General features: G+C 72.1%; 12 protein-coding genes. 4 read left to right on the top strand and 8 right to left on the bottom strand.

The genetic code is table 11. The features are described from left to right. Nucleotides 1–2: 2 nt before the first annotated feature. Together ACGFIE_RS16895 and ACGFIE_RS16890 are read right to left on the bottom strand one after the other, a co-directional pair. Nucleotides 3–5,786, bottom strand: a complete 5,784-nt coding sequence (locus tag ACGFIE_RS16895) for an SDR family NAD(P)-dependent oxidoreductase (protein WP_393295446.1) — start codon at nucleotides 5,784–5,786, stop codon at nucleotides 3–5. Then, nucleotides 5,783–6,766 carry a DUF1702 family protein gene (locus tag ACGFIE_RS16890; protein WP_393295443.1) on the bottom strand — a complete coding sequence of 328 codons (984 nt, stop codon included), beginning with the start codon at nucleotides 6,764–6,766 and terminating at the stop codon, nucleotides 5,783–5,785. The genes ACGFIE_RS16895 and ACGFIE_RS16890 overlap by 4 nt, the downstream gene beginning before the upstream one ends. A 284-nt stretch (nucleotides 6,767–7,050) precedes the next feature. On the opposite strand from ACGFIE_RS16890, the gene ACGFIE_RS16885 reads away from it, so the two are divergent. Genes ACGFIE_RS16885 through ACGFIE_RS16875 form a run of 3 tightly spaced genes read left to right on the top strand, consistent with a single transcriptional unit; the run spans nucleotide 7,051 to nucleotide 10,240 of the window. After that, the gene (locus tag ACGFIE_RS16885) at nucleotides 7,051–7,620 is read left to right on the top strand and encodes a DUF5987 family protein (protein ID WP_393295440.1); all 570 of its coding nucleotides are present in this window, start codon (nucleotides 7,051–7,053) and stop codon (nucleotides 7,618–7,620) included. Further along, entirely contained in the window at nucleotides 7,617–9,254 is a 1,638-nt protein-coding gene (locus ACGFIE_RS16880; RefSeq protein ID WP_393295438.1) for a GMC family oxidoreductase N-terminal domain-containing protein, read from the top strand. Before ACGFIE_RS16885 ends, ACGFIE_RS16880 begins: the two co-directional genes overlap by 4 nt. Continuing rightward, on the top strand, nucleotides 9,251–10,240 hold the full coding sequence (locus ACGFIE_RS16875) for a carboxymuconolactone decarboxylase family protein (RefSeq protein WP_393295435.1): 990 nt from the start codon (nucleotides 9,251–9,253) through the stop codon (nucleotides 10,238–10,240). The genes ACGFIE_RS16880 and ACGFIE_RS16875 overlap by 4 nt, the downstream gene beginning before the upstream one ends. 57 nt (nucleotides 10,241–10,297) lie before the next feature. Here the strand turns inward: ACGFIE_RS16875 and ACGFIE_RS16870 are convergent, their stop codons facing one another. The 5 genes from ACGFIE_RS16870 to ACGFIE_RS16850 form a co-directional block, all read right to left on the bottom strand. Then, nucleotides 10,298–10,747, bottom strand: a complete 450-nt coding sequence (locus ACGFIE_RS16870) for an SCP2 sterol-binding domain-containing protein (protein WP_393295432.1) — start codon at nucleotides 10,745–10,747, stop codon at nucleotides 10,298–10,300. A 41-nt stretch (nucleotides 10,748–10,788) separates the two neighbouring features. Beyond that, complete coding sequence (locus ACGFIE_RS16865) at nucleotides 10,789–11,772, bottom strand: DUF1702 family protein (RefSeq protein ID WP_393295429.1); 984 nt, start codon at nucleotides 11,770–11,772, stop codon at nucleotides 10,789–10,791. A gap of 278 nt (nucleotides 11,773–12,050) precedes the next feature. After that, on the bottom strand, nucleotides 12,051–12,836 hold the full coding sequence (locus tag ACGFIE_RS16860; protein WP_393295426.1) for a TIGR03084 family metal-binding protein: 786 nt from the start codon (nucleotides 12,834–12,836) through the stop codon (nucleotides 12,051–12,053). Nucleotides 12,837–12,899: 63 nt separating this feature from the next. Continuing rightward, nucleotides 12,900–14,336, bottom strand: a complete 1,437-nt coding sequence (locus ACGFIE_RS16855; RefSeq protein WP_393295423.1) for an MFS transporter — start codon at nucleotides 14,334–14,336, stop codon at nucleotides 12,900–12,902. A 32-nt stretch (nucleotides 14,337–14,368) separates the two neighbouring features. After that, on the bottom strand, nucleotides 14,369–15,694 hold the full coding sequence (locus tag ACGFIE_RS16850; protein ID WP_393295420.1) for an FAD-dependent oxidoreductase: 1,326 nt from the start codon (nucleotides 15,692–15,694) through the stop codon (nucleotides 14,369–14,371). A gap of 219 nt (nucleotides 15,695–15,913) precedes the next feature. Here ACGFIE_RS16850 and ACGFIE_RS16845 point away from each other — a divergent pair, with 219 nt between their 5' ends. Beyond that, entirely contained in the window at nucleotides 15,914–17,074 is a 1,161-nt protein-coding gene (locus tag ACGFIE_RS16845; RefSeq protein ID WP_393295417.1) for an epoxide hydrolase family protein, read from the top strand. A gap of 66 nt (nucleotides 17,075–17,140) precedes the next feature. Here ACGFIE_RS16845 and ACGFIE_RS16840 read toward each other — a convergent pair whose 3' ends face one another. Beyond that, on the bottom strand, nucleotides 17,141–17,674 hold the full coding sequence (locus ACGFIE_RS16840; protein ID WP_393295414.1) for a copper resistance protein CopC: 534 nt from the start codon (nucleotides 17,672–17,674) through the stop codon (nucleotides 17,141–17,143). Nucleotide 17,675: the final 1 nt, after the last annotated feature.

Raw genomic sequence — 17,675 nt, 5'->3', positions numbered from 1 at the left:
GCTCATCCCTCCGCACCGGCCAGAACAGTGATGACGACGCGTCCGTCGCTGCCGCGCAGGCTCGTGACGAACGAGGCGGCCCGCGCGCCGCCGGCGGCGAAGAGCACCCAGCCGGGAGGTGCCGTAGCGCCCAGGACGAGTGGGCCGCGCATCGGCAGGCCTGCCTTCTGCATCGCCTCGACCGCGGTCCAGACCCGGGTCGCGGCGGTGTCGGCGTCCTCGCCCGAGTCGGCGGCGAGCTGCTCGGCGAGCCCGGCGTGCGGGCCGAGCAGGCCCTTCCACTCGTCCGGGCCGCGCCGCGTCACGCTCTCCAGATCGCAGCCGAGGACGCCCACTCCGGCGACGGCAAGGGTCACGCCGGCGCCGTGCGCGATCGAGACGGTGTGCTCCCCGGCGACCTCGGGTCGACCGTCCGGCCGGTAGGTGATCTCGACCGGTCGCCCGAGCGCCTGCCCGACCGCGCGGACGCTGTCGCGACGACGCGTGACGGAGTCCTCGGCCGGCTCCGACGCCGGGACGTCGGGCTCGATGGCGACGGCGACTCCGGTGAGCCCGAGATCTCCCAGCCCACGCTCCAGGTAGGGGCCCAGCAGCGGCGCCACCCAGGGGCCGGCGCCGTCCTGCTTACGGACCGCGCGCAGCCGCAGCCCCTCCCACCGCTCGACTGTCATTCCGGACTCCGTGCGCAGGGCGATGTCGTAGACGTACGTGTCGCCGTCGCGCTCGCGTTCGGTGGCGCAGTACCGCAGCTCGCGGGCGGACGACAGCTTCTCCCCGCCGGGGTGGATGCGTTCCACGCCGACGGGCAGCAGCGTGGCGTCCGGCACGCACACCTGGTTGCCGTGCATCAGCGCGTCGCGGACGCCGGGGTCGCCCAGCAGCAGCGTCGCGGAGACGTACGGGGCGAACCACGCCGTCGAGTCGTCGGCCTCCACGACCGCGTCGACATGACGGGCGGCGGCCCGGTGGTACCGCCGGATCCGCTGGAACCGGGCGCCCTGGAACAGGGTGCCGCCGTACAGGTCGTCGAGCGGGGCGATGGAGGCCGGCGCGAGACCGTCCGGCACCTGGTCCGGAGGGCCGTCGGGCACGGTGTCGGCGCCGAGGCGTAGCCGGGCGGTGAAGTGGTCGGCGGTGAAGCCGGTCTCCTCGCTGCGGATCGCGACCTCGACGACGTCGTCGTCGGTGACGAGGGCCGCCACCCGGATCCTCGTGTGCCCGTGCGGCGCGACGATGATGGGCCGCAGGAACTCCGCCCGCTCGATGACCGGGAGGACGTCGGCGCCGGAGAGGGCCGCTGCCACCTGGGCCATGGCCTCCATCCCGAACACCGCGGGGAACAGCAGGTTGCCGTCCAGGTCGTGGTCTTCGAGGTAGCGGTCGGTGCCGACGTTGAGTTCCGTCTCCACCACGAGTTCGACCTGGTGGTAGCGGACCAGCGCGCGGTCGACGAAGCGCAGCAGCGGCAGCGCCGGCTGGTGGTACCGGACGGTGTGGATGCCCTCGGTGCGGCCGCTGATCACCACCACGACCGGCGCGGTGGTGTCGGCGACCAGACGCCGCAGGATCGCGATGCCCTGGTCCGGGGTGATGGGCGTGACGCCCTCGCGGCTGAGCGCCTCGACGACCGACAGCCGTTCGCCCATGCCGACGCCCGACCAGACCGACCATTCCAGGCATCGGGTACGGCAGTCGGGGTACGCCCGGGAGAAGGCGGTGGTCTCCTCGGCCAGCCAGTCGTTGGCGGTGGCGTAGTGCGCCTCGCCGCGCAGTCCCGCCCGGCCGATGATGCTGCCGAGCGTCACGAGCAGCCGGAGCCGGGACCTGTCGACGGCGTCGAGCACCGCCCGCAGGCCGTCGACCTTCGGTGCCAGGGTGCGGCGGAACGCGGCCGGGTCCAGGCTGGCCAGTCCGGCGGGTTCGTTGCGGCCGGCGCCGTGCAGCAAACCGGTGACCGGCCCGAGCTCGGCGGAGAGGTCCCGCACCGCCTGCCGGACGGCGGCCGCGTCGGTGACGTCGGCGCGGGCGTACCGCACGGTGACGCCGGCGGCGGCGATCCGGGCCAGGTTCGCGGCCAGCTCGGCGTCCTCGGCGGGGTCGGAACGACCCAGCACCGCCAGGCTGGCGCCGCTGTCGGTGGCCAGGGCGAGGGCACACTCGGCAGTGATGCCCTTGCCCCCGCCGGTCACCAGCAGCACGTCGTCCGCGCCGAGCGGAGCCTTCGCCGTCGCGGGGCGTACCGGCAGCGCGCGGAGCGTCGGGACACGACGTACCCCGTCCCCGTGGTGCACCTCGGTGAAGCTTGTCGTCGCGGCGACCTCCCGCACCACCAGATCCACAGCCGCGTCGCCGTCGGCGGGCAGGTGCACGACGGTGACCAGCACGGACGGCGCCTCAAGGTGCAACGTCCTGGCGATGGCCGCGGCACCCCGGCCGTGCCCGACCAGGACGAAGCGGGTGCTGCCGGCCGCGAGGGCCCGCTGCGCTCCCCGCAGGGCCGGCTCCAGGTGCTCCTCGGTGCAGTCCGGCGGCAGGCAGACCAGGACGCCGCCGCCGAGCCCGGCCTGTTCGAGCGACGCGGCGAGGGTCGCGGCGAACGGGTGGTCGGCCGCCGCGTACACGTGCCACCGGCCGTGCACGGCGGTGGCGTCGCCGGGAACCGCCGGCAACGGGACCTCGTCGAGGTCGAGACGCCAGGGCCGCGCCCACCCGGCCACGCCCGCCACCACGGGCGTGGCGGTGGCGTCGCTGTCCCTTGCCGTACGCGCCAGGGTCTCCATCGTCTCGGCGAGTTCCCGGACGGTGGCGGTCGCGAAGTTGACGGGCATCTGCGCCGGCGGCAGCTCCAGACGCTGTGCGAGCTGGTTGGCCACCTGGCCGATCGTGATCGAACTCAGGTGCAGGTCGTCGAGCAGGCGGCTGTCCGGTCGGACGAGTTCGATCGGCAGCTCGGCGCGTTCGGCGGTGAGCCGCCGCATCAGGTCCTCGGTGGACTCCTCTCCCGCCCCGACCGGGTCGGCGGTGGTGGACGGGGACGCCACGGCGGGCCCGCGCCCGATCGCCGCACTGAGTTCGGGCGCCTGCTCGCACGGGCTGGTCAGGAAGGAGAATTCGGCGCCGACCTCCAGCGGCCGCACGAACCGCCCGTCGAACAGGGCCGCCGGGGCCGGGGCGGCGCCGACGACGTACGCGGCGCCGGCGACCTGCAGCAGACTCGCGAGCGAGTCGTTGTCGGTGTCCACGGCGACCACCGGGACGTCCGTGACAGTCGTGGCCAGTCCCGTGAGCACCCGGCCGGGCCCGACCTCAACGAACAGGTCGGTGTTCTTGGCGGCGAACGCGACGGCCTGGTGGAACAGGACCGGGTCGGTGATCTGGCGGCGCAGGAGGTCGCGCACGTCGGTGCCGGCGGGCAGCACCTCTCCGGTGACGGTGGAGACGACCCGGGCACCGACCTGGTGGAATGTCTCGCCGGCGAGGGCGTCGGCGAACGTGTCCGCGGCCGGGGCGACGAGCGGGGAGTGGAAGGCGTGCGAGACCCGCAGCCGCGTCGCGTTCAGGCCGGCGGTTCGCGCCTTGTGGCAGACGGCCTCGATCGCGTCGACCGACCCGGAGACGACCGTGTGCTCGGGCCCGTTGTAGGCGGCCACGACCACCGGAAGCCCCGCGATGATCCCGTCGACAGTCTCGGGAGGCGCCCCGATGTCGGCCATCGTGCCGGCCTGACTGTGCCCGGCCATGGTCCGGCCCCGGGTACCGGCGACCCGCAGGAGCGTGTCGGAGTCCATGACGCCTGCCCACTGCAGGGCCACGATCTCGCCGAGGCTGTGCCCGATCGCGGTGGACGCCTCGATGCCGAGCAGCGACAGGGCGTGCTGCCCGGCCAGTGATCCGGTGACGATGCGCGGCTGGGCGACCTCCGTCGCGACGACGTCGCTGCCGGTGGGTAGCGCGGCACGCAGGTAGACGTCCTCGACCTCGGCGAACCGTCGCCGCAGCGCGCCACCGCTGACGCCGCGTCCGGAACCCTGGCCCGGAAAGAGGAAGCTGATCCGGGCCGGGCCGCTGACGTGACCGAGCAGGAACCGGCCGTCGGGGCGGATCAGTCTCGTCTCGCCGGACTCGACGGCCTCGCGGGCCGCGGTCAGCAGCCGCTGCGCCTCCTCGGGTGACGAGGCCACGACCGCGGCCCGGAACGGCCGGTCCTGCAGGTCGCGGTGCAGCGTCGCCGCCAGGTCGCTCAGCTCCGCGTACGAGATCGCGGACACGAAGGTGCTCAGCTCGGCGAGCCGGACGGCGAGCTCCCGCGCGGAGGCCGCGTCGACCAGCAGCAGCTCCGCGTCCTGGGCGGAGGCAGCCAGGGTACGGACACGGCGATCCGGCACGGGCCGACGCGGGCCGTGCCGTTCCAGCACGACGTGCGTGTTGATGCCGCCGAAGCCCATGGCGGTGATGCCGGCTCGCACCGGTACCGCGTTCGGCCACGCCTCGGCCTTGCGCAGGGTGCGCAGCCGGGCGCCGTCGGCGGCGAGAAGCTCGTGGGGGTCGACGGAGCCGACGCTCGGGGGAAGCACCTCGTGGTGCACGGCCATGGCGGCGCGGAGGAAACCGGCCACCCCGGCGGCGGCCTTGGTGTGGCCGATCATCCCCTTGACCGAGCCGATGACGGCCGGCGGCGCGTCGGGATTCGCCGTCTCGCGCGCGCTGGACAGCGCCGTGAGCTCGGTGGTGTCTCCGACCTTCGTGCCGGTGCCGTGCCCCTCGAACAACCCGACGGTGTCGATGCCGAAACCGGCCCTGTCGTACGCGCGGCGCAGGGCGAGCCGGTAGCCGTCGACCTCGGGTCGGGTGATGCCACCGCGGCCGTCGGAGGAGACGCCCCACCCGGCCACCGAGGCGTAGATCCGGTGACCCGCCTCGGCGGCCTGGTCGGCGCGCATCAGGACCACCATGCCGCAGCCCTCACCGGGCCAGAACCCGTTGGAGGCACGGTCGTAGACCCGCATCTCGCCGGTGGCCAGAGCGCCGGTCTTCGCGAAGCCGATGACCTCGAACGGGTCGATGGACAGGTCGACTCCGCCGGCGATCGCGACGTCCAGGTCCCCGTCGAGCAGCGCCCGGCACGCGGTCACCACGGACAGCAGCGACGACGAGCAGGCGCCGTCGACTGTGTAGCCGCCACCCTTGAGGTCGAAGTGGTTGCAGATGCGTCCGGCGATCGTGTTGGACAGGGCGCCGGCGAGCGTGTCCTCGTTCACCGGCGGGAACGGGCCCTTGTACGCCTCCTCGTAGGTGGCGAGGAAGGCGGACAGCTTCTCGTCGTCCCAGCCCTCCGCCCGCAGAGCCGCCGCCACGGTCCGCCGCACGTACGGCCAGCGCAGCCGCATCTGGTTGGCGCGCGAGAACTCGCCGGTAAGGGTGTTGCCCACGATGACGCCCGTACGCTCCTGGGGCAGCCCCTCCCCTGCCGGGAAACCCGCGTCGGCAAGTGCCGTCGCGGCGGTCTCCAGGGCCAGCCAGTGGGCCAGGTCGGTGGACCGGTACGTGCTCCCGGCCACCTTGTAGCCGACCCGGTCGAACTCGTAGCCCTCGATGACTGCGGCGTTGCGCGCGTAGAAGCGGTCCGGGGCGGCCGGGTCGGCGTCGAAGTAGTCGTCGGCGTTCATGCGGACGTCGGGGAGCCGCCGGAACGCCCGGCGACCCGCGATCGCGTTCTCCCACAGTTCCTGCGGTGAACGGGCGTCGGGGTAGCGGCACGCCATCCCGACCACGGCGATACTTGTCATTGCTCACTCAGCTTTCGTGTCGCTGGCGACGTGTCGAAGGCATTCCTGATGCGCTGGCGCCACACCTCGTAGGCGGGCAGGACGTCGTCCGGAGGCAGCCCGACCCGCGCCTCGTCGGTCACCCGTGTCGCGTCACTCACCGTCATGCCGCAGAGGACACGGGTCGCCAGTTCGTTGTGCGGCAGCACCAGACCGGCCCGCTGCCGGGCCGCGGCGCCGAACGACGCGCCCTGCGCGAGGTCCGGCCGGTACGTCCCCGCGCACTCGGCGAGCCAGTTCAGTTCCCCCTCACTCGCGCCGCCCGCGTAGCAGACGGCGAGGCCGGCACCGGCGTACAGGTCGCGGCGGCGGTCGGCGGGGAACGTGTCGAGGAGGCGGACGAGCTGCTCCGGGTCCGTTCCGGCCACGAACCAGCAGGCGCGACCGATGCCCTGGTCGATGGCGCGCACCGAGTAGTCCCGGGGGCCGTCGGCGGGCCACGCGAAGGTGGACGGCCGGCGCCGCTGGCGCACGTACCTGTCGGTCCTGAAGTACGCCTCGTGGAACCCGTACCCATCCAGGACGAGCCAGCGCAGCAGCGGGTCCGGGGCGTACAGGCGGTGCCACAGCAGACGGGGCAGGCGGGCCATCGCCCAGCCCACCCCGACGTACGCCATGTAGACGTGCTCGTCGTGGTCGGCGAGGAACCGCGCGACGTGCCGCGGACGCCCGGGCAGGGCGTCGCGGATGGCGAAGGCCATCGCCGCGCCCTCGTAGGCGAAGCCCCGGTACGCGGCCGGCGTGGCCTCGACCGAGGGTGCCGCTTCCGGCGGGCTGTTCGCCTCCGCGGCGGCCCCGAATCCGTGCAGGAACGAGCTGCCGACCGTTTCCAGGCGCTCGCGGGCCTGCTCGTCCTTGAGGTGGAATCCCCGCGTGCTGATTTTTGTCTGCCCCACGTCGGGGGTCAGAATACGGCGTCGAAGTCTGGTCAATGAACTCATCATCTGCTCCGGCCCTCCCGCTGAGACCTCATTGTTACGCGACTATGTGCGGCGGAACTTCTCCTGCATTGCGGCGGTTGCCGAAGGCGCCTGAAGGACGGCGCGTATTCACAGCTCATGGCCATCGGAAAGGGGGCGAGTGGATAGTGGACAGCGGGAATTACCAGCACGGCCCGTTAGCGCAACACAGAAGATGGACGCCAAGGGCTCCCCGACACCACGATGACTGGCATCCGAACGACACCTCCGGAATTGACCTCCGGACTTCCTCGAAGGAGCGTGCCGTGGAATCCGACGAAGCGGCCGAACACCGGATGCGGACGATGGTTCTGGAGGCATTCGCCGACACCATCATTCCGGGCGAGAAACGCGGTCCGGACGATGCGGCGATCGCCGGCGTCGACGTCGGCGGCGGGGCCGTCGCGGGCGGCGCGATCGAACTGCTCGAAGACCCCGCCGGAGGGCTGGCCCCGGCGCTGGAGACGATCTGCGTGGAGCTCGACGAGTACGCCCGGGAGCACGCCGCCGCCACGGGCCTCGACCTGGAGCCGGACCTGCCGCCGTTCGTGGGCCTGCCGTTCGAGGCCCGGACCGCCCTGATCGAGCAGCTGACCAGCCCCGATCACCCGGACAAGCAGATGTGGGTGGGGCTGGCGCTCTTCTGCAACATGGCCTTCGACAGCGCGCCGCACCTGCACACGGTGGACGCGTTGGCCGCCGGGCATCCGGGCCTGCTGGCGATGGGGTACGAGTCGCCCGAGCCGGACGGGCTCTGGCGCTTCCCCGCGTTCTCCTACGGTCGGCAGCTCGCCAACCCGCATCCGTCCACCACCGCCACCGGGAGCCCGGCATGACGGCCACCGAGTCCACCGACGTCCTGGTCATCGGCAGCGGCTTCGGCGGCGCCATCGCGGCCTACCACCTCGCCGCCGGCGGGGCCCGGGTGAAGGTCTTCGAGCGTGGCCCGTGGCTGAAGGCCGACGACTTCGAGCACGACTTCAAGCTGGGAGCGTCGTACACCCGGGTCTTCGACTTCGTCATCGGTGACGGCATGAGCGTGTTGGGCGGCAACTGCGTGGGTGGCGGCAGCGTGGTCTACTTCGCCACGATGCCGCGGGCGCCACGGTTCGTCTTCGAGCGCCACGGCAGCATCGGGCGACGCATGTGGCCCGCCGCCATCAGCCGGGACACCCTCGAACCCTGGTACGACCGGGTGGCCGAGGCGCTGCCGGTGACCCAGCAGACCTGGGACCGGGTGCCGTACGCCGGTGGCCTGTTCGCCGCCGCCTGCCACCACGCCGGTCGTACCGCCAACCCGGCCCCGTCGGCCATCGACGTGGACATGTGCACGAACTGCAACTGGATGATGGCCGGCTGCCGCTTCGACGCCAAGCGCTCGCTGCTGCTCAACTACCTGCCGGCCGCGCTGGCGCACGGTGCCGAGATCCGGCCGCTGCACGAGGTGCAGCACCTGGTCCGTAACGACGACGGCAGCTACCGGGTCCACTATCGCGTGGTCGACGAGGAGGACTACCGGATCCTGCACGGCGAGGGGACCATCGACGCGAAGATCGTCGTACTCGCCGCGGGCGCGGGTGCCACGCCGGTGATCCTGCAACGCTCGGAGCCCCATCTGGGTCGGATGCCGCACGCGGTCGGGCGGTACTTCTCCGGCAACGGCGAACGCCTCAACACCGCCGTGTTCGACGAGGATCGGGTCCGCGAGGTGCTGAAGCTGTCGCGGCCGGACGGCCGGGCCTACGAGGCGTACCAGATCGGGCGGGGCCCGACGGTAGCCAGCTGGGACCGGCTCGACGGCGACCTGCCGGAGTTCGAGCGCTACTCGCTCGAACAGCTCTACTTCCCGCCCGCGCTGGGCACGATCCTGGCGCAGGTGCCCGACGCGAGCCCGAGCTGGTTCGGCCGGGGAAAGAAGGAGATGCTGCGCCACTGGCAGTCGTGGCTGACGATCTTCACGATGTCGGAGGACGACAACGAGGGCGTCTTCGGCCCGCCGCCGGAGACCGGCAACGCCCATCGCTTCTCCCAGCAGATGCTGGGCCACGGCCCGCTGCGGTACCGGCCCACGGCGAACACCTGGCGCGGATGGTCGCTTGCCGACGCCGACGTCAAGGACATTCTCGAGCGCGACGGGCTGTCCCGTGTGATGCCGTGGACGAACGACCTGGTGGGTGCGTACACCGTGCACCCCCTCGCGTCGTGCCGCATCGGCGACGACCCGGCCACCTCGGCACTTGACGACCGGCATGAGCTGCGCGGGCACCCGGGCATCTTCGTGACCGACGGATCCGCGGTGCCCGGCGCGTTGACTGTCAACCCGGCCTCGACGATCGCCGCCCTCGCCGAACGCGCCATGCCGGGCATCGTCCGGGCCGCGCGGGACCGGGGCGTCGCGGTGACCTACGGCGCGCCGTCACCGGACGGCGAGACCGCGGGACGACGCGCGGTCGCTCGCCTGGTGTCATGAGTTTCACCGTCGCCGGGCTCGCCCGGCGGGCCACCTTCACGCACCTGCGACACGTCTCCCCGGTCCCCGCGGAGACCGCGCCGGTGCGGGTCCGCCGGGTGTACGACCAGGTCGAGCGCGACTTCGGCCTGCTCGCACCGCCGATCGCCCTGCACGCCGCCGCGCCGGAACTGCTCGCGGCGGCCTGGTGCATCCTGCGCGAGACCCTGCTCGTCTCGGGCACGACGAGCCGTCGGGAGCGCGAGGCGGTGGCCGCCGCGGTGTCGGCCGCCAACGCCTGTCCGTACTGCGTGGAGGTCCACCAGGCAGCCGTACGCGGGCTCGGGCGCCGGGATGCCGCGCCGCCGTCGCCGCCGGCGGTCCTGTCGCCGGAGCTGATCGGCGTGGCAGTCGACTTCCACTACCTCAACCGCATGGTGAACGTCTTCCTGCGGGACTCACCGCTGGCGGCGGTTCCCGCTCCCCTGCGCGGCGGCGCCCGGAGCGCCGCGGCACGGTTGCTGGGTGGCCTGGCCGGCCGGGAGGCGGTGGCCGGGCAGTCCCTGCCGCTGCTGCCCGGCACGGTCGGCGCGGTACGACGTCTGCCGGACGACCTCCGGTGGGCGGCGGGGCTGCCACACGTTGCGGCCGCCATGACCGGAGCGGCGGCGGTGATCGAGGACGCCGGCCAGCGGTCGGTGCCTCCCGCCGTACGGCAGCTGGTCCGTGAGTGCCTCGTCGACGCCGCCGCCCCGGGCGACCTCGCGGGGGTCACGGACTGGCTCAACTCGCGGCTGGCGGGCCTGTCCTTCGGGGACCGGCCGACCGGCCGACTGGCGATGCTTGTCGCCTTCGCCTCGTACCGGGTGCCGGACTCTGCGGTGGCCGCCGTTCGCGCCGAGGGCCACGACGACGCCGGGTTGCTCGGCCTGGCCGCCTGGGCCGCCCTGACGGCGGCACGCCGGCACGGTGACGCGCTCGCCACGGCGTACGAAGCGGCCTGTTGACAGGCGAACGTCGGCCGGCCCCGACCGGAGACGGTCGGGGCCGGCCTCGCTGTGCGCTCAGACCTTCGGCACGTCGAACAGGGAGGGGAACTTCGCGATCAACGCGAGGTCGCCCCGGGTACGCAGCCGGCCCTTCATCGTGAGTACGACCGGATGCGCGTTGCCGGTCACCACCAGCAGGAAGTCGGCGCCGCCGATCGTCAACGTCAGCTTCGCCTCGCGATCGGCGACGGGCGACACCCGGCACCTCCCGTCCGCGATCTCCAACTGGTAGCGGTCGGCGCCGCCGTCGGGCCGGTCACCGATCACCCAGTGGATGACGGCGTCGAGACCGGCGGCACGGTCGGCCCGGAACACGTCAGGCATCCGCCGAAAGACCTCCCGCAGCAGGGCGTCCCGGCGCTCCCCGCTCATCAGCGCGCGGACGTCCGGCAGCGGGGTGCGCTTGACGAAGATGGCGAGGTCACGAGGTGCCAGGGTCGCCGGATCGGCGTTGTCGGTGGTCATCTCCAGGCTCCTTGGGTCATCGTCTGTAGGCGTGTCGGGTCCTAGCTGTCGCTGATGCCGGCGGGCTGGGCGATCCGCGCACGGATCACCCGCCGCCACTGCTCGTAGGCCGGGCCGTCGCCGTGTCCGTCGACCGCCGCGGCGTCGGCCAGCTCGGCGGCTGCCTCCGACGACAGACCGGCAAGCGCCCGCACCGCTGTCTCGGTGTGCTCCGGGCAGTAGCCCGCCCACGTCCGTGCCTTGGCCGCGAAGACCGCTCCCTGGGCGAGGTGCGGGCCGTGCTCGGCTGCCAGCGCCCGCAACGACTCGAAGCCCACGGTGTCGCACCCGCCGGCGAACGTAGCGGCCAGTCCCACACCGCTCCACAGGTCCGCGCGACGCGGGGCAGCGAAGCCGTCGACGGTAGCCGCCACCGCCGCCGGGTCGGCCGCGTGCCGGAACCACAGCGCCCGGCCGACTCCCTGGTCGAACGCTCGTGGGAAGTAGTCGGCGTGCCCCTGCCAGGGGTACGGCCGGGGTCTCCGCTGTCCGACGATCCAGGTCTTCTGGTCGAAGTACGCCTTGTCGAAGCCGTAGCCGTCGACGGCCAGCCAGCTCATCGTCGGGTGGTACGGGATCCCGGTGAGGTCGGGCAGCACCTTGCGCCACAACACGCGCGGCAGCCGGGCCATGGCGAAGCCGATGCCGATGCACGCGAGGAAGTAGTGCGGACGGCCCGGCCCTTCCAGCAGCTCACGGGTACGGGAACCGCCGGCCGTCGCGTCGAGCACGGTGCAGGCCATCGTCGCGCCCTCGTAGGCGAAGCCACGGCGTTCCGGATCCACGAGGGCGAGCCGGCGTTCCAGCTCGGCGACGCTCGGGCCCTCGATTCCCCACTCGAAGCCGCAGATCACCGCCTGCGGGATCGCCTCCAGGTGGACAGTGGTGGCGGAGGCCGTGACCGGGAATCCGAGCGCGGCGAAGGAGACCTGCTCCAGCGAAGGCGCGAGAACCATGCGGCGCATCGACCCGAACACTCTGGACATACCGGCCACCCTTCGTTCGGTGCCACGGCGGCGGTCACCGCGGCGACTTCATCCTCGCCGGGTTCGCGGAGCCGCGCGTCTCCGAGCGTGCCCGGTCGGTTCCGAGCCCTGCGCTGGGCTTTCGAGGTGGCCGCGGACGGTCGGGGCCCGCACATCCCGTCGTGGCCGCAGGCGTGAGATCCCGCTCCGCGTCGACCGTACGTTCGACGCGGAGCGGGATCATCGGTGGCTACCCGGGCACCGTCGCCGGGTGGGTCAACGCGGCGACGACACTCGGTTCAGTTGGCCCGATCCGCGAACTGACCCGGCTCGCGGCCGGGTCCGGCGGGACCCCGATAGGCCTGGGCGATCTCCAGCCAGTGCGTGGCGATCTCCCCCTGGGCACGGACCGCGAGATCGTCGCGGTGCCGGCGGCGGGTGACCAGGAGGCAGAAGTCCTCCGCGGGCCCGGTGACGCGCTCCGGCGAATCCGCGGGGCCGAACTCCCACAGCGCGCCCGACGGCGCGGTGATCTCGAAGCGGAACTCGACGTCCGGGGTTTCGAGGCCGCGCGCCTGGTAACCGAAGTCCCAGGTCCGGACCGCGAACCCCACGATCTGCCCGATCCGGTCGGTGAACGTGCGCCGGACGCCGAGAGCGTCGGCGACGTCCTGCCCGTGGGCGAAGAGTTCCATCATCCCGGCCATGGCCAGTACCGCCGCCGGCAGCGGACGTACCAGCCACGGAACGAGATGGTTCATCGGCAGGGCGCCCAGCGACTTCTCGGCCCACGCCCGCTCGTCACGCCAGCGCCGCAACAACTCCGCCGGCTCCTCGGCGAGGTAGCCGGACAGCGCCGCTGTCACGTTGGCGTTGAAGTCGGCGCCCAGGCGTCCCGTCATGGCGACGAACTGGTCGGGGTCCGCTGCCGCCAGCCCGGCCATGCGGAACGTGGCCGCGAGGTGGGCGATCTGGTGGGCGACGGTCCAGCCGGGCGCGGGGGTCGGTAGCGCCCAGGCGGCAACATCGAGGTCGCTGACCAGACGGTCGAGGTCGTCGCCGTCGGCCGCCAGGTCGGCTATCACCTGGGGATGCTGTTGTCGGGTCACGGTTCTGCCTCTCAGTTCGATGACGTCCGGAGAGTTGGATCAGTGCCGAGGGACGGTCGCGAGATCTGCGGGGGCCACCTGCCGGCGCCCGCCCAGCAGGGCGATGGCGATGACGAGCCCGACGGCGGTGAAGATCGCGCAGGTGATGAACGCGGGGCGGAAGCCCGCCGCCGGCTCGGCGCTGGTCGAGAAGGAGACGATCACTGTCGACACGATGGCGATCCCCAGACCGCCGCCGATCTGCTGGGAGGCGGTGTTCATCCCCGACGCGAGGCCGAGATCGGTCTCGGCGACACCGGCGAGAGCGGCCGCCGAGGCAGCGACCGTACCGAGTCCCAGGCCGGTGCCGAAGACGAACAGCCCGATGAACAGCCCGACGGACGAGCCACCGGACGCCACGGCCTGCGCCAGCAGCAGGCTGCCGGCCCCGAGCAGGACGAGGCAGATCGCCGCGACCGGCCGGAAGCCGTACCGCGTGATGAACGACTGCCCGGCGTACGAACCGACCAACGCCATCAGCGGCATGATCGACTGCCGGATGCCGGATTCCAGCGCGGTGTCGCCGAGCGGTCCCTGGGTGTACTGGGCGATCGTCACCGACATCCCGAAGGCACACATGATCATGGTGACCATGACCAGGTTGCCACCGACCAGCGTCGGCGAGCGCAGCAGCCGCAGCGGCAGCAGGGGCTCGCTGGACCGCGCCTCGATGGCGACGAACACTCCGGCCAGCACGATCGCGGCGGCGAAGGTGCCCAGGGTCTGGACGCTGAGCCAGCCCTCCGCCGGCGCGGTCACCAGTGCGTAGATCACGAGCACGAGCGCCGCGGTGCTCGTCACGGCGCCCGCGACGTCGTACGTGCGCCTGGCGTTCAGGTCCCTGCTCTCGCGCAGCAGGACCGGGATGAGGGCCAGCATCAGAAGTGCCACCGGCACGTTGACGAAGAAGACGGCGGGCCAGCCGAAGCTGCTGGTGAGCCAGCCACCGATGAGCAGACCCACCGTCGCGCCGACACCGGCGATGCCGGCCCAGCCGGCCAGTGCGAGATGCCGCTCGCGGCCCTCGGGGAACATGCTGGTGAGGATCGAGAGCGCGGTCGGCGCCATCAGGGCAGCCGAGAGGCCGTGCACGGCCCGGGCGGCGATCAGCACCTCACCGTTCCACGCGAAGCCCGAGGCCAGCGAGACCAGCAGGAACAGCACAGTGCCGACGAAGAACATCCGGCGACGCCCGAGCAGGTCGGCGGCTCGGCCACCGAGCAGCAGCAGACCACCGAAGGTGACGAGATTGGCACTGAGCACCCACTGGGCCGCGCTGGGCGCCAACCGGAGTTCGGTGCCGATCGTCGGCAGCGCCAGGATGACGATCTGCGTGTCGAGGATGACCATGAAGTTCGCGGTGCACAGCAGGACGAGCGCCCACCATCGGCGCGAGTCCGGTGGCGCTTCGGTGCCGGCGAGCTGAGCTGTGTCCATGTCGCTGTCCTTCGTCTCGATGGCTGGAGGGGTCAGCGCCGCGAGCGCAGCACGCGAGAGATGATTGCGGGACGCATGAGTGCCTGCGGCGGGTCGACCAGCCCCGCGGAGCGCAGGAAGGCAGTCGTCAGCACGCCGTCGTGAGCCGCTGCCGCCTGCAGGCGGGGGATGTAGAGATTGCCCATCCGCACCTTTGCCGTCCGTCGCCCCACGACACCGGGGAAGCCGAGGTCGGCTCCGGCTGACATGTCCCACGGCGCATCGATGAGCCGGGACAGGTCGCGGAAGAAGGCCCGCGGCGTCGGCGGACCGGAACGCACGTGCTCGCCAAGCAATCGGGCGGACATCGCCGCCACCGTCATGCCCTGGCCGTAGACGGGATTGAAGACACACGCGGCATCACCGAGGACGATCAGCCCATCCGGCGTCCGCGCCAGCCGATCGTAGCGCCGACGGATGCTCGCCGGGAACCGGAAAGAAGCCGCCGGTCCCATCGGCTCGGCGTCGCGGACCGCCTTGTAGATCTCCGGTACGGGCAGGGACTGCACGTACGCCAGGAAGCCCTCGTGGTCGGTCGGCGGGCGGTCGCCCAGGATGCCTGTCAGCGACACGGCGTACCGGTCGGGCATCCGGGCGAAGATGGCGCCGCGCGGCTGTGCCGGGGTGGCGACCGGGAGCAGCGCGATGTCCTCGCCGATCGGGTCGAACGACAGCGGGCCGTGAAAGTCCATAGTGGTGTATGTCAGGTCCATCTTCACCCGTTCCTCGGGTACCCGCTGGTAGCCCAGCTCCTCCAGCCAGAGCGGCGTCCGTGAGCCACGCCCGGTGGTGTCGACGACCAGATCCGCGTCGAGGATCTCCTCGGGTGCGCCCGGCGCCCGCCCCTGCACGCGGACCCCGGTGATCCGCTGCCGATCCGGCGACGCGACCAGACCCACGATGTCGGTGCGCTCCCGATACGTGACGTTGCCGAGAGCCCGGACGCGGGCGCGTACGCGCGACTCGAGCAGCGGCCGTCCACTCGCGACACAGACCAGCCCGGTCTCGGCCTTACGGATCATCTGACCGTTGAAGTACCAGCTCAGGCTGGTGCCGAAGTCGCCGATCGGCACCCCGCCGGCCACCAACTCGTCGGTGAAACCCGGGAACAGCTCCTCCAGGATCTGCTGGCCGCGGGCGAGCAGAGCATGGATGTGGTGGCCCTGCGGCGCCGCCTGGCGGGGCCCCACCGGCCCGAAGAGGTCGTCGCGGTCGACGACGGTGACCCTCTCGCACGCCGGCGACAGGACCCGGGCCGCCAGCGATCCGGCGACGCTGCCGCCGAGGACCACGGCATGCGCAATCAGCGGAATGCCCATTACCGTCAGCCTCCTGGATTGGGATCAGAATCAATTGTTGCCAGTTATGGTATCGGCAGGAACCGTCAATTCTTCTTCCAGAGTGCTCTGTCCCGAAAATGGATTCCGCGAGCCTTTCGGGTCGACCTTCGCATCGCTAACATGGTCCGCGGACGCCGCCGCGATATTCCCTGTCGCGAGGAATAGCGTTCCGTTCCCTCATCGAGTGAGGATTGCCGCATGAAACCGTTCCGGATCGACATTCCGCAGGCCGACGTGGACGACCTGCGCCGCCGTCTCGCCGACACGCGCTGGCCTGCCGACTCGCCCACCGAGGACTGGAGCCGGGGCGTGCCGGCCGGCTACCTGCGCGAACTGGTGGAGTACTGGCGAACCGGTTACGACTGGCGTGCCGCCGAGACCCGGCTCAACACCTTCGAGCAGTTCACCACCGAGGTCGGCGGCACCAACGTGCACTTCCTGCACGTCCGCTCCCCCGAGCCGGACGCCACCCCCGTGATCATCACGCACGGCTGGCCCGGATCCTTCGCCGAGTTCCTCGACATCATCGGACCGCTCACCGATCCGCGCGCCCACGGTGGCGACCCGGCGACGGCCTGCCACCTGGTCATTCCCACCATTCCGGGCTTCGGTTTCTCCGGGGCTCCCAGTGGCCCGGGCTGGACCATGCCGCGGGTCGCCGCCGCCTGGGCGGAGCTGATGGCCGGCCTGGGCTACGAGCGGTACGTCGTCCAGGGTGGCGACTTCGGCGCCTGGATCAGCCTGGTGCTGGCGGGCCTCGACCACGAGCACGTCATCGGCGCGCACGTGAACTTCCTGCCGACGCCGCCCTCCGGCGATCCCGCCGACCTGGCCGGGCTGACCGAGGTCGAGGGGGGCCGGCTGGGGCTGTTGACGAACTACGTCGACGACCAGTCCGGGTACATGAAGATCCAGGCCACCCGGCCGCAGACGCTGGCGTACGCCCTGAACGACTCGCCGGTTGGTCAGCTCGCCTGGATCGTCGAGAAGCTGCACGAGTGGAGCGACTCGACTAAGGCTCCCGAGGAGGCGATCGACCGTGACCGGATCCTGACCAACGTGATGCTGTACTGGCTGACCGGCACCGGAGCCTCGTCGGCCCACTTCTACTACGACAACGCCGAGCTGCTGCCCATCGCCAAGACGCCCCCGCCGCCCCCGCCGCCGCTGCCGGTACCCCTGGGCGTGGCGATCTTCCCCCGCGACCCCGGGCAGCCGGTCCGGCGCTTCGCCGAGCGCGGCTTCCCGAACATCGTGCAGTGGACCGAGTTCGACAGGGGTGGCCACTTCGCCGCCATGGAGCAGCCGGACCTGCTGGTCGGTGACCTGCGCTCGTTCGTCGCGACCCTGCGGAGCTGAACGCACGGCGAGGGCCCCGGATGTCGCGGCATCCGGGGCCCTCGCCGTGCGGCCTGTCGAGAGGCGCTACCGCGGAGGTACGCGGCGGGGCGCTGGTCGGCGGAGGAGCAGGATCGCCAGGACGACGACCGTGACGAAATTGATCAGGAGCAGTACCGCGCTGAGCCCGTCGACGCCGTGCTCGTGCTCGTGCCCGGCGGCCACGTCCGCGGCGCCGGACGCCCGCGTGCCGACGGCGAACCGGATGACGCCGCTGGTCTGCCCGCCGGCGACGCCGATGACGTGGTAGACGACCGTGTACGTGCCGTTGGCCTCGATACGCACGGGTACGCGCAGGATGTCGCCCGGCCCGGCGGTGACCGCGCCGGAGTCCACCCGCCGCCCCGCGCTGTCGACCACCGAGAGGTGCGACAGCGCGGGGTCGGCGGCCGCCGAGAGGTTCAGTCGTGCCTCGCCCGGAGCGATCGTCAGGCTCTGCGCGTCGGCGGGCGAACTGCCCAGGAGGCGTACCGTCGGCGCGCGGCCGGTGACCGTGACGAGCCATCCCAGTGGCAGCAGGACCAGCACGGCGGCGACGAGAAGACGGGTCCGGCGAGACACG

Origin of the sequence: Micromonospora sp. NPDC049275, from assembly GCF_043197115.1 — a bacterium.
GTDB lineage: Bacteria > Actinomycetota > Actinomycetes > Mycobacteriales > Micromonosporaceae > Micromonospora.
This window is presented reverse-complemented; position numbering and strand designations above follow the sequence as displayed.

Excerpts from the sequence above, each read along its gene's own strand:
- ACGFIE_RS16895 (WP_393295446.1), bottom strand. The coding sequence starts at position 5,786 with ATGACAAGTATCGCCGTGGTCGGGATGGCGTGCCGCTACCCCGACGCC.
- ACGFIE_RS16890 (WP_393295443.1), bottom strand. The coding sequence starts at position 6,766 with ATGAGTTCATTGACCAGACTTCGACGCCGTATTCTGACCCCCGACGTG.
- ACGFIE_RS16880 (WP_393295438.1), top strand. The coding sequence starts at position 7,617 with ATGACGGCCACCGAGTCCACCGACGTCCTGGTCATCGGCAGCGGCTTC.
- ACGFIE_RS16875 (WP_393295435.1), top strand. The coding sequence starts at position 9,251 with ATGAGTTTCACCGTCGCCGGGCTCGCCCGGCGGGCCACCTTCACGCAC.
- ACGFIE_RS16870 (WP_393295432.1), bottom strand. The coding sequence starts at position 10,747 with ATGACCACCGACAACGCCGATCCGGCGACCCTGGCACCTCGTGACCTC.
- ACGFIE_RS16865 (WP_393295429.1), bottom strand. The coding sequence starts at position 11,772 with ATGTCCAGAGTGTTCGGGTCGATGCGCCGCATGGTTCTCGCGCCTTCG.
- ACGFIE_RS16855 (WP_393295423.1), bottom strand. The coding sequence starts at position 14,336 with ATGGACACAGCTCAGCTCGCCGGCACCGAAGCGCCACCGGACTCGCGC.
- ACGFIE_RS16850 (WP_393295420.1), bottom strand. The coding sequence starts at position 15,694 with ATGGGCATTCCGCTGATTGCGCATGCCGTGGTCCTCGGCGGCAGCGTC.
- ACGFIE_RS16845 (WP_393295417.1), top strand. The coding sequence starts at position 15,914 with ATGAAACCGTTCCGGATCGACATTCCGCAGGCCGACGTGGACGACCTG.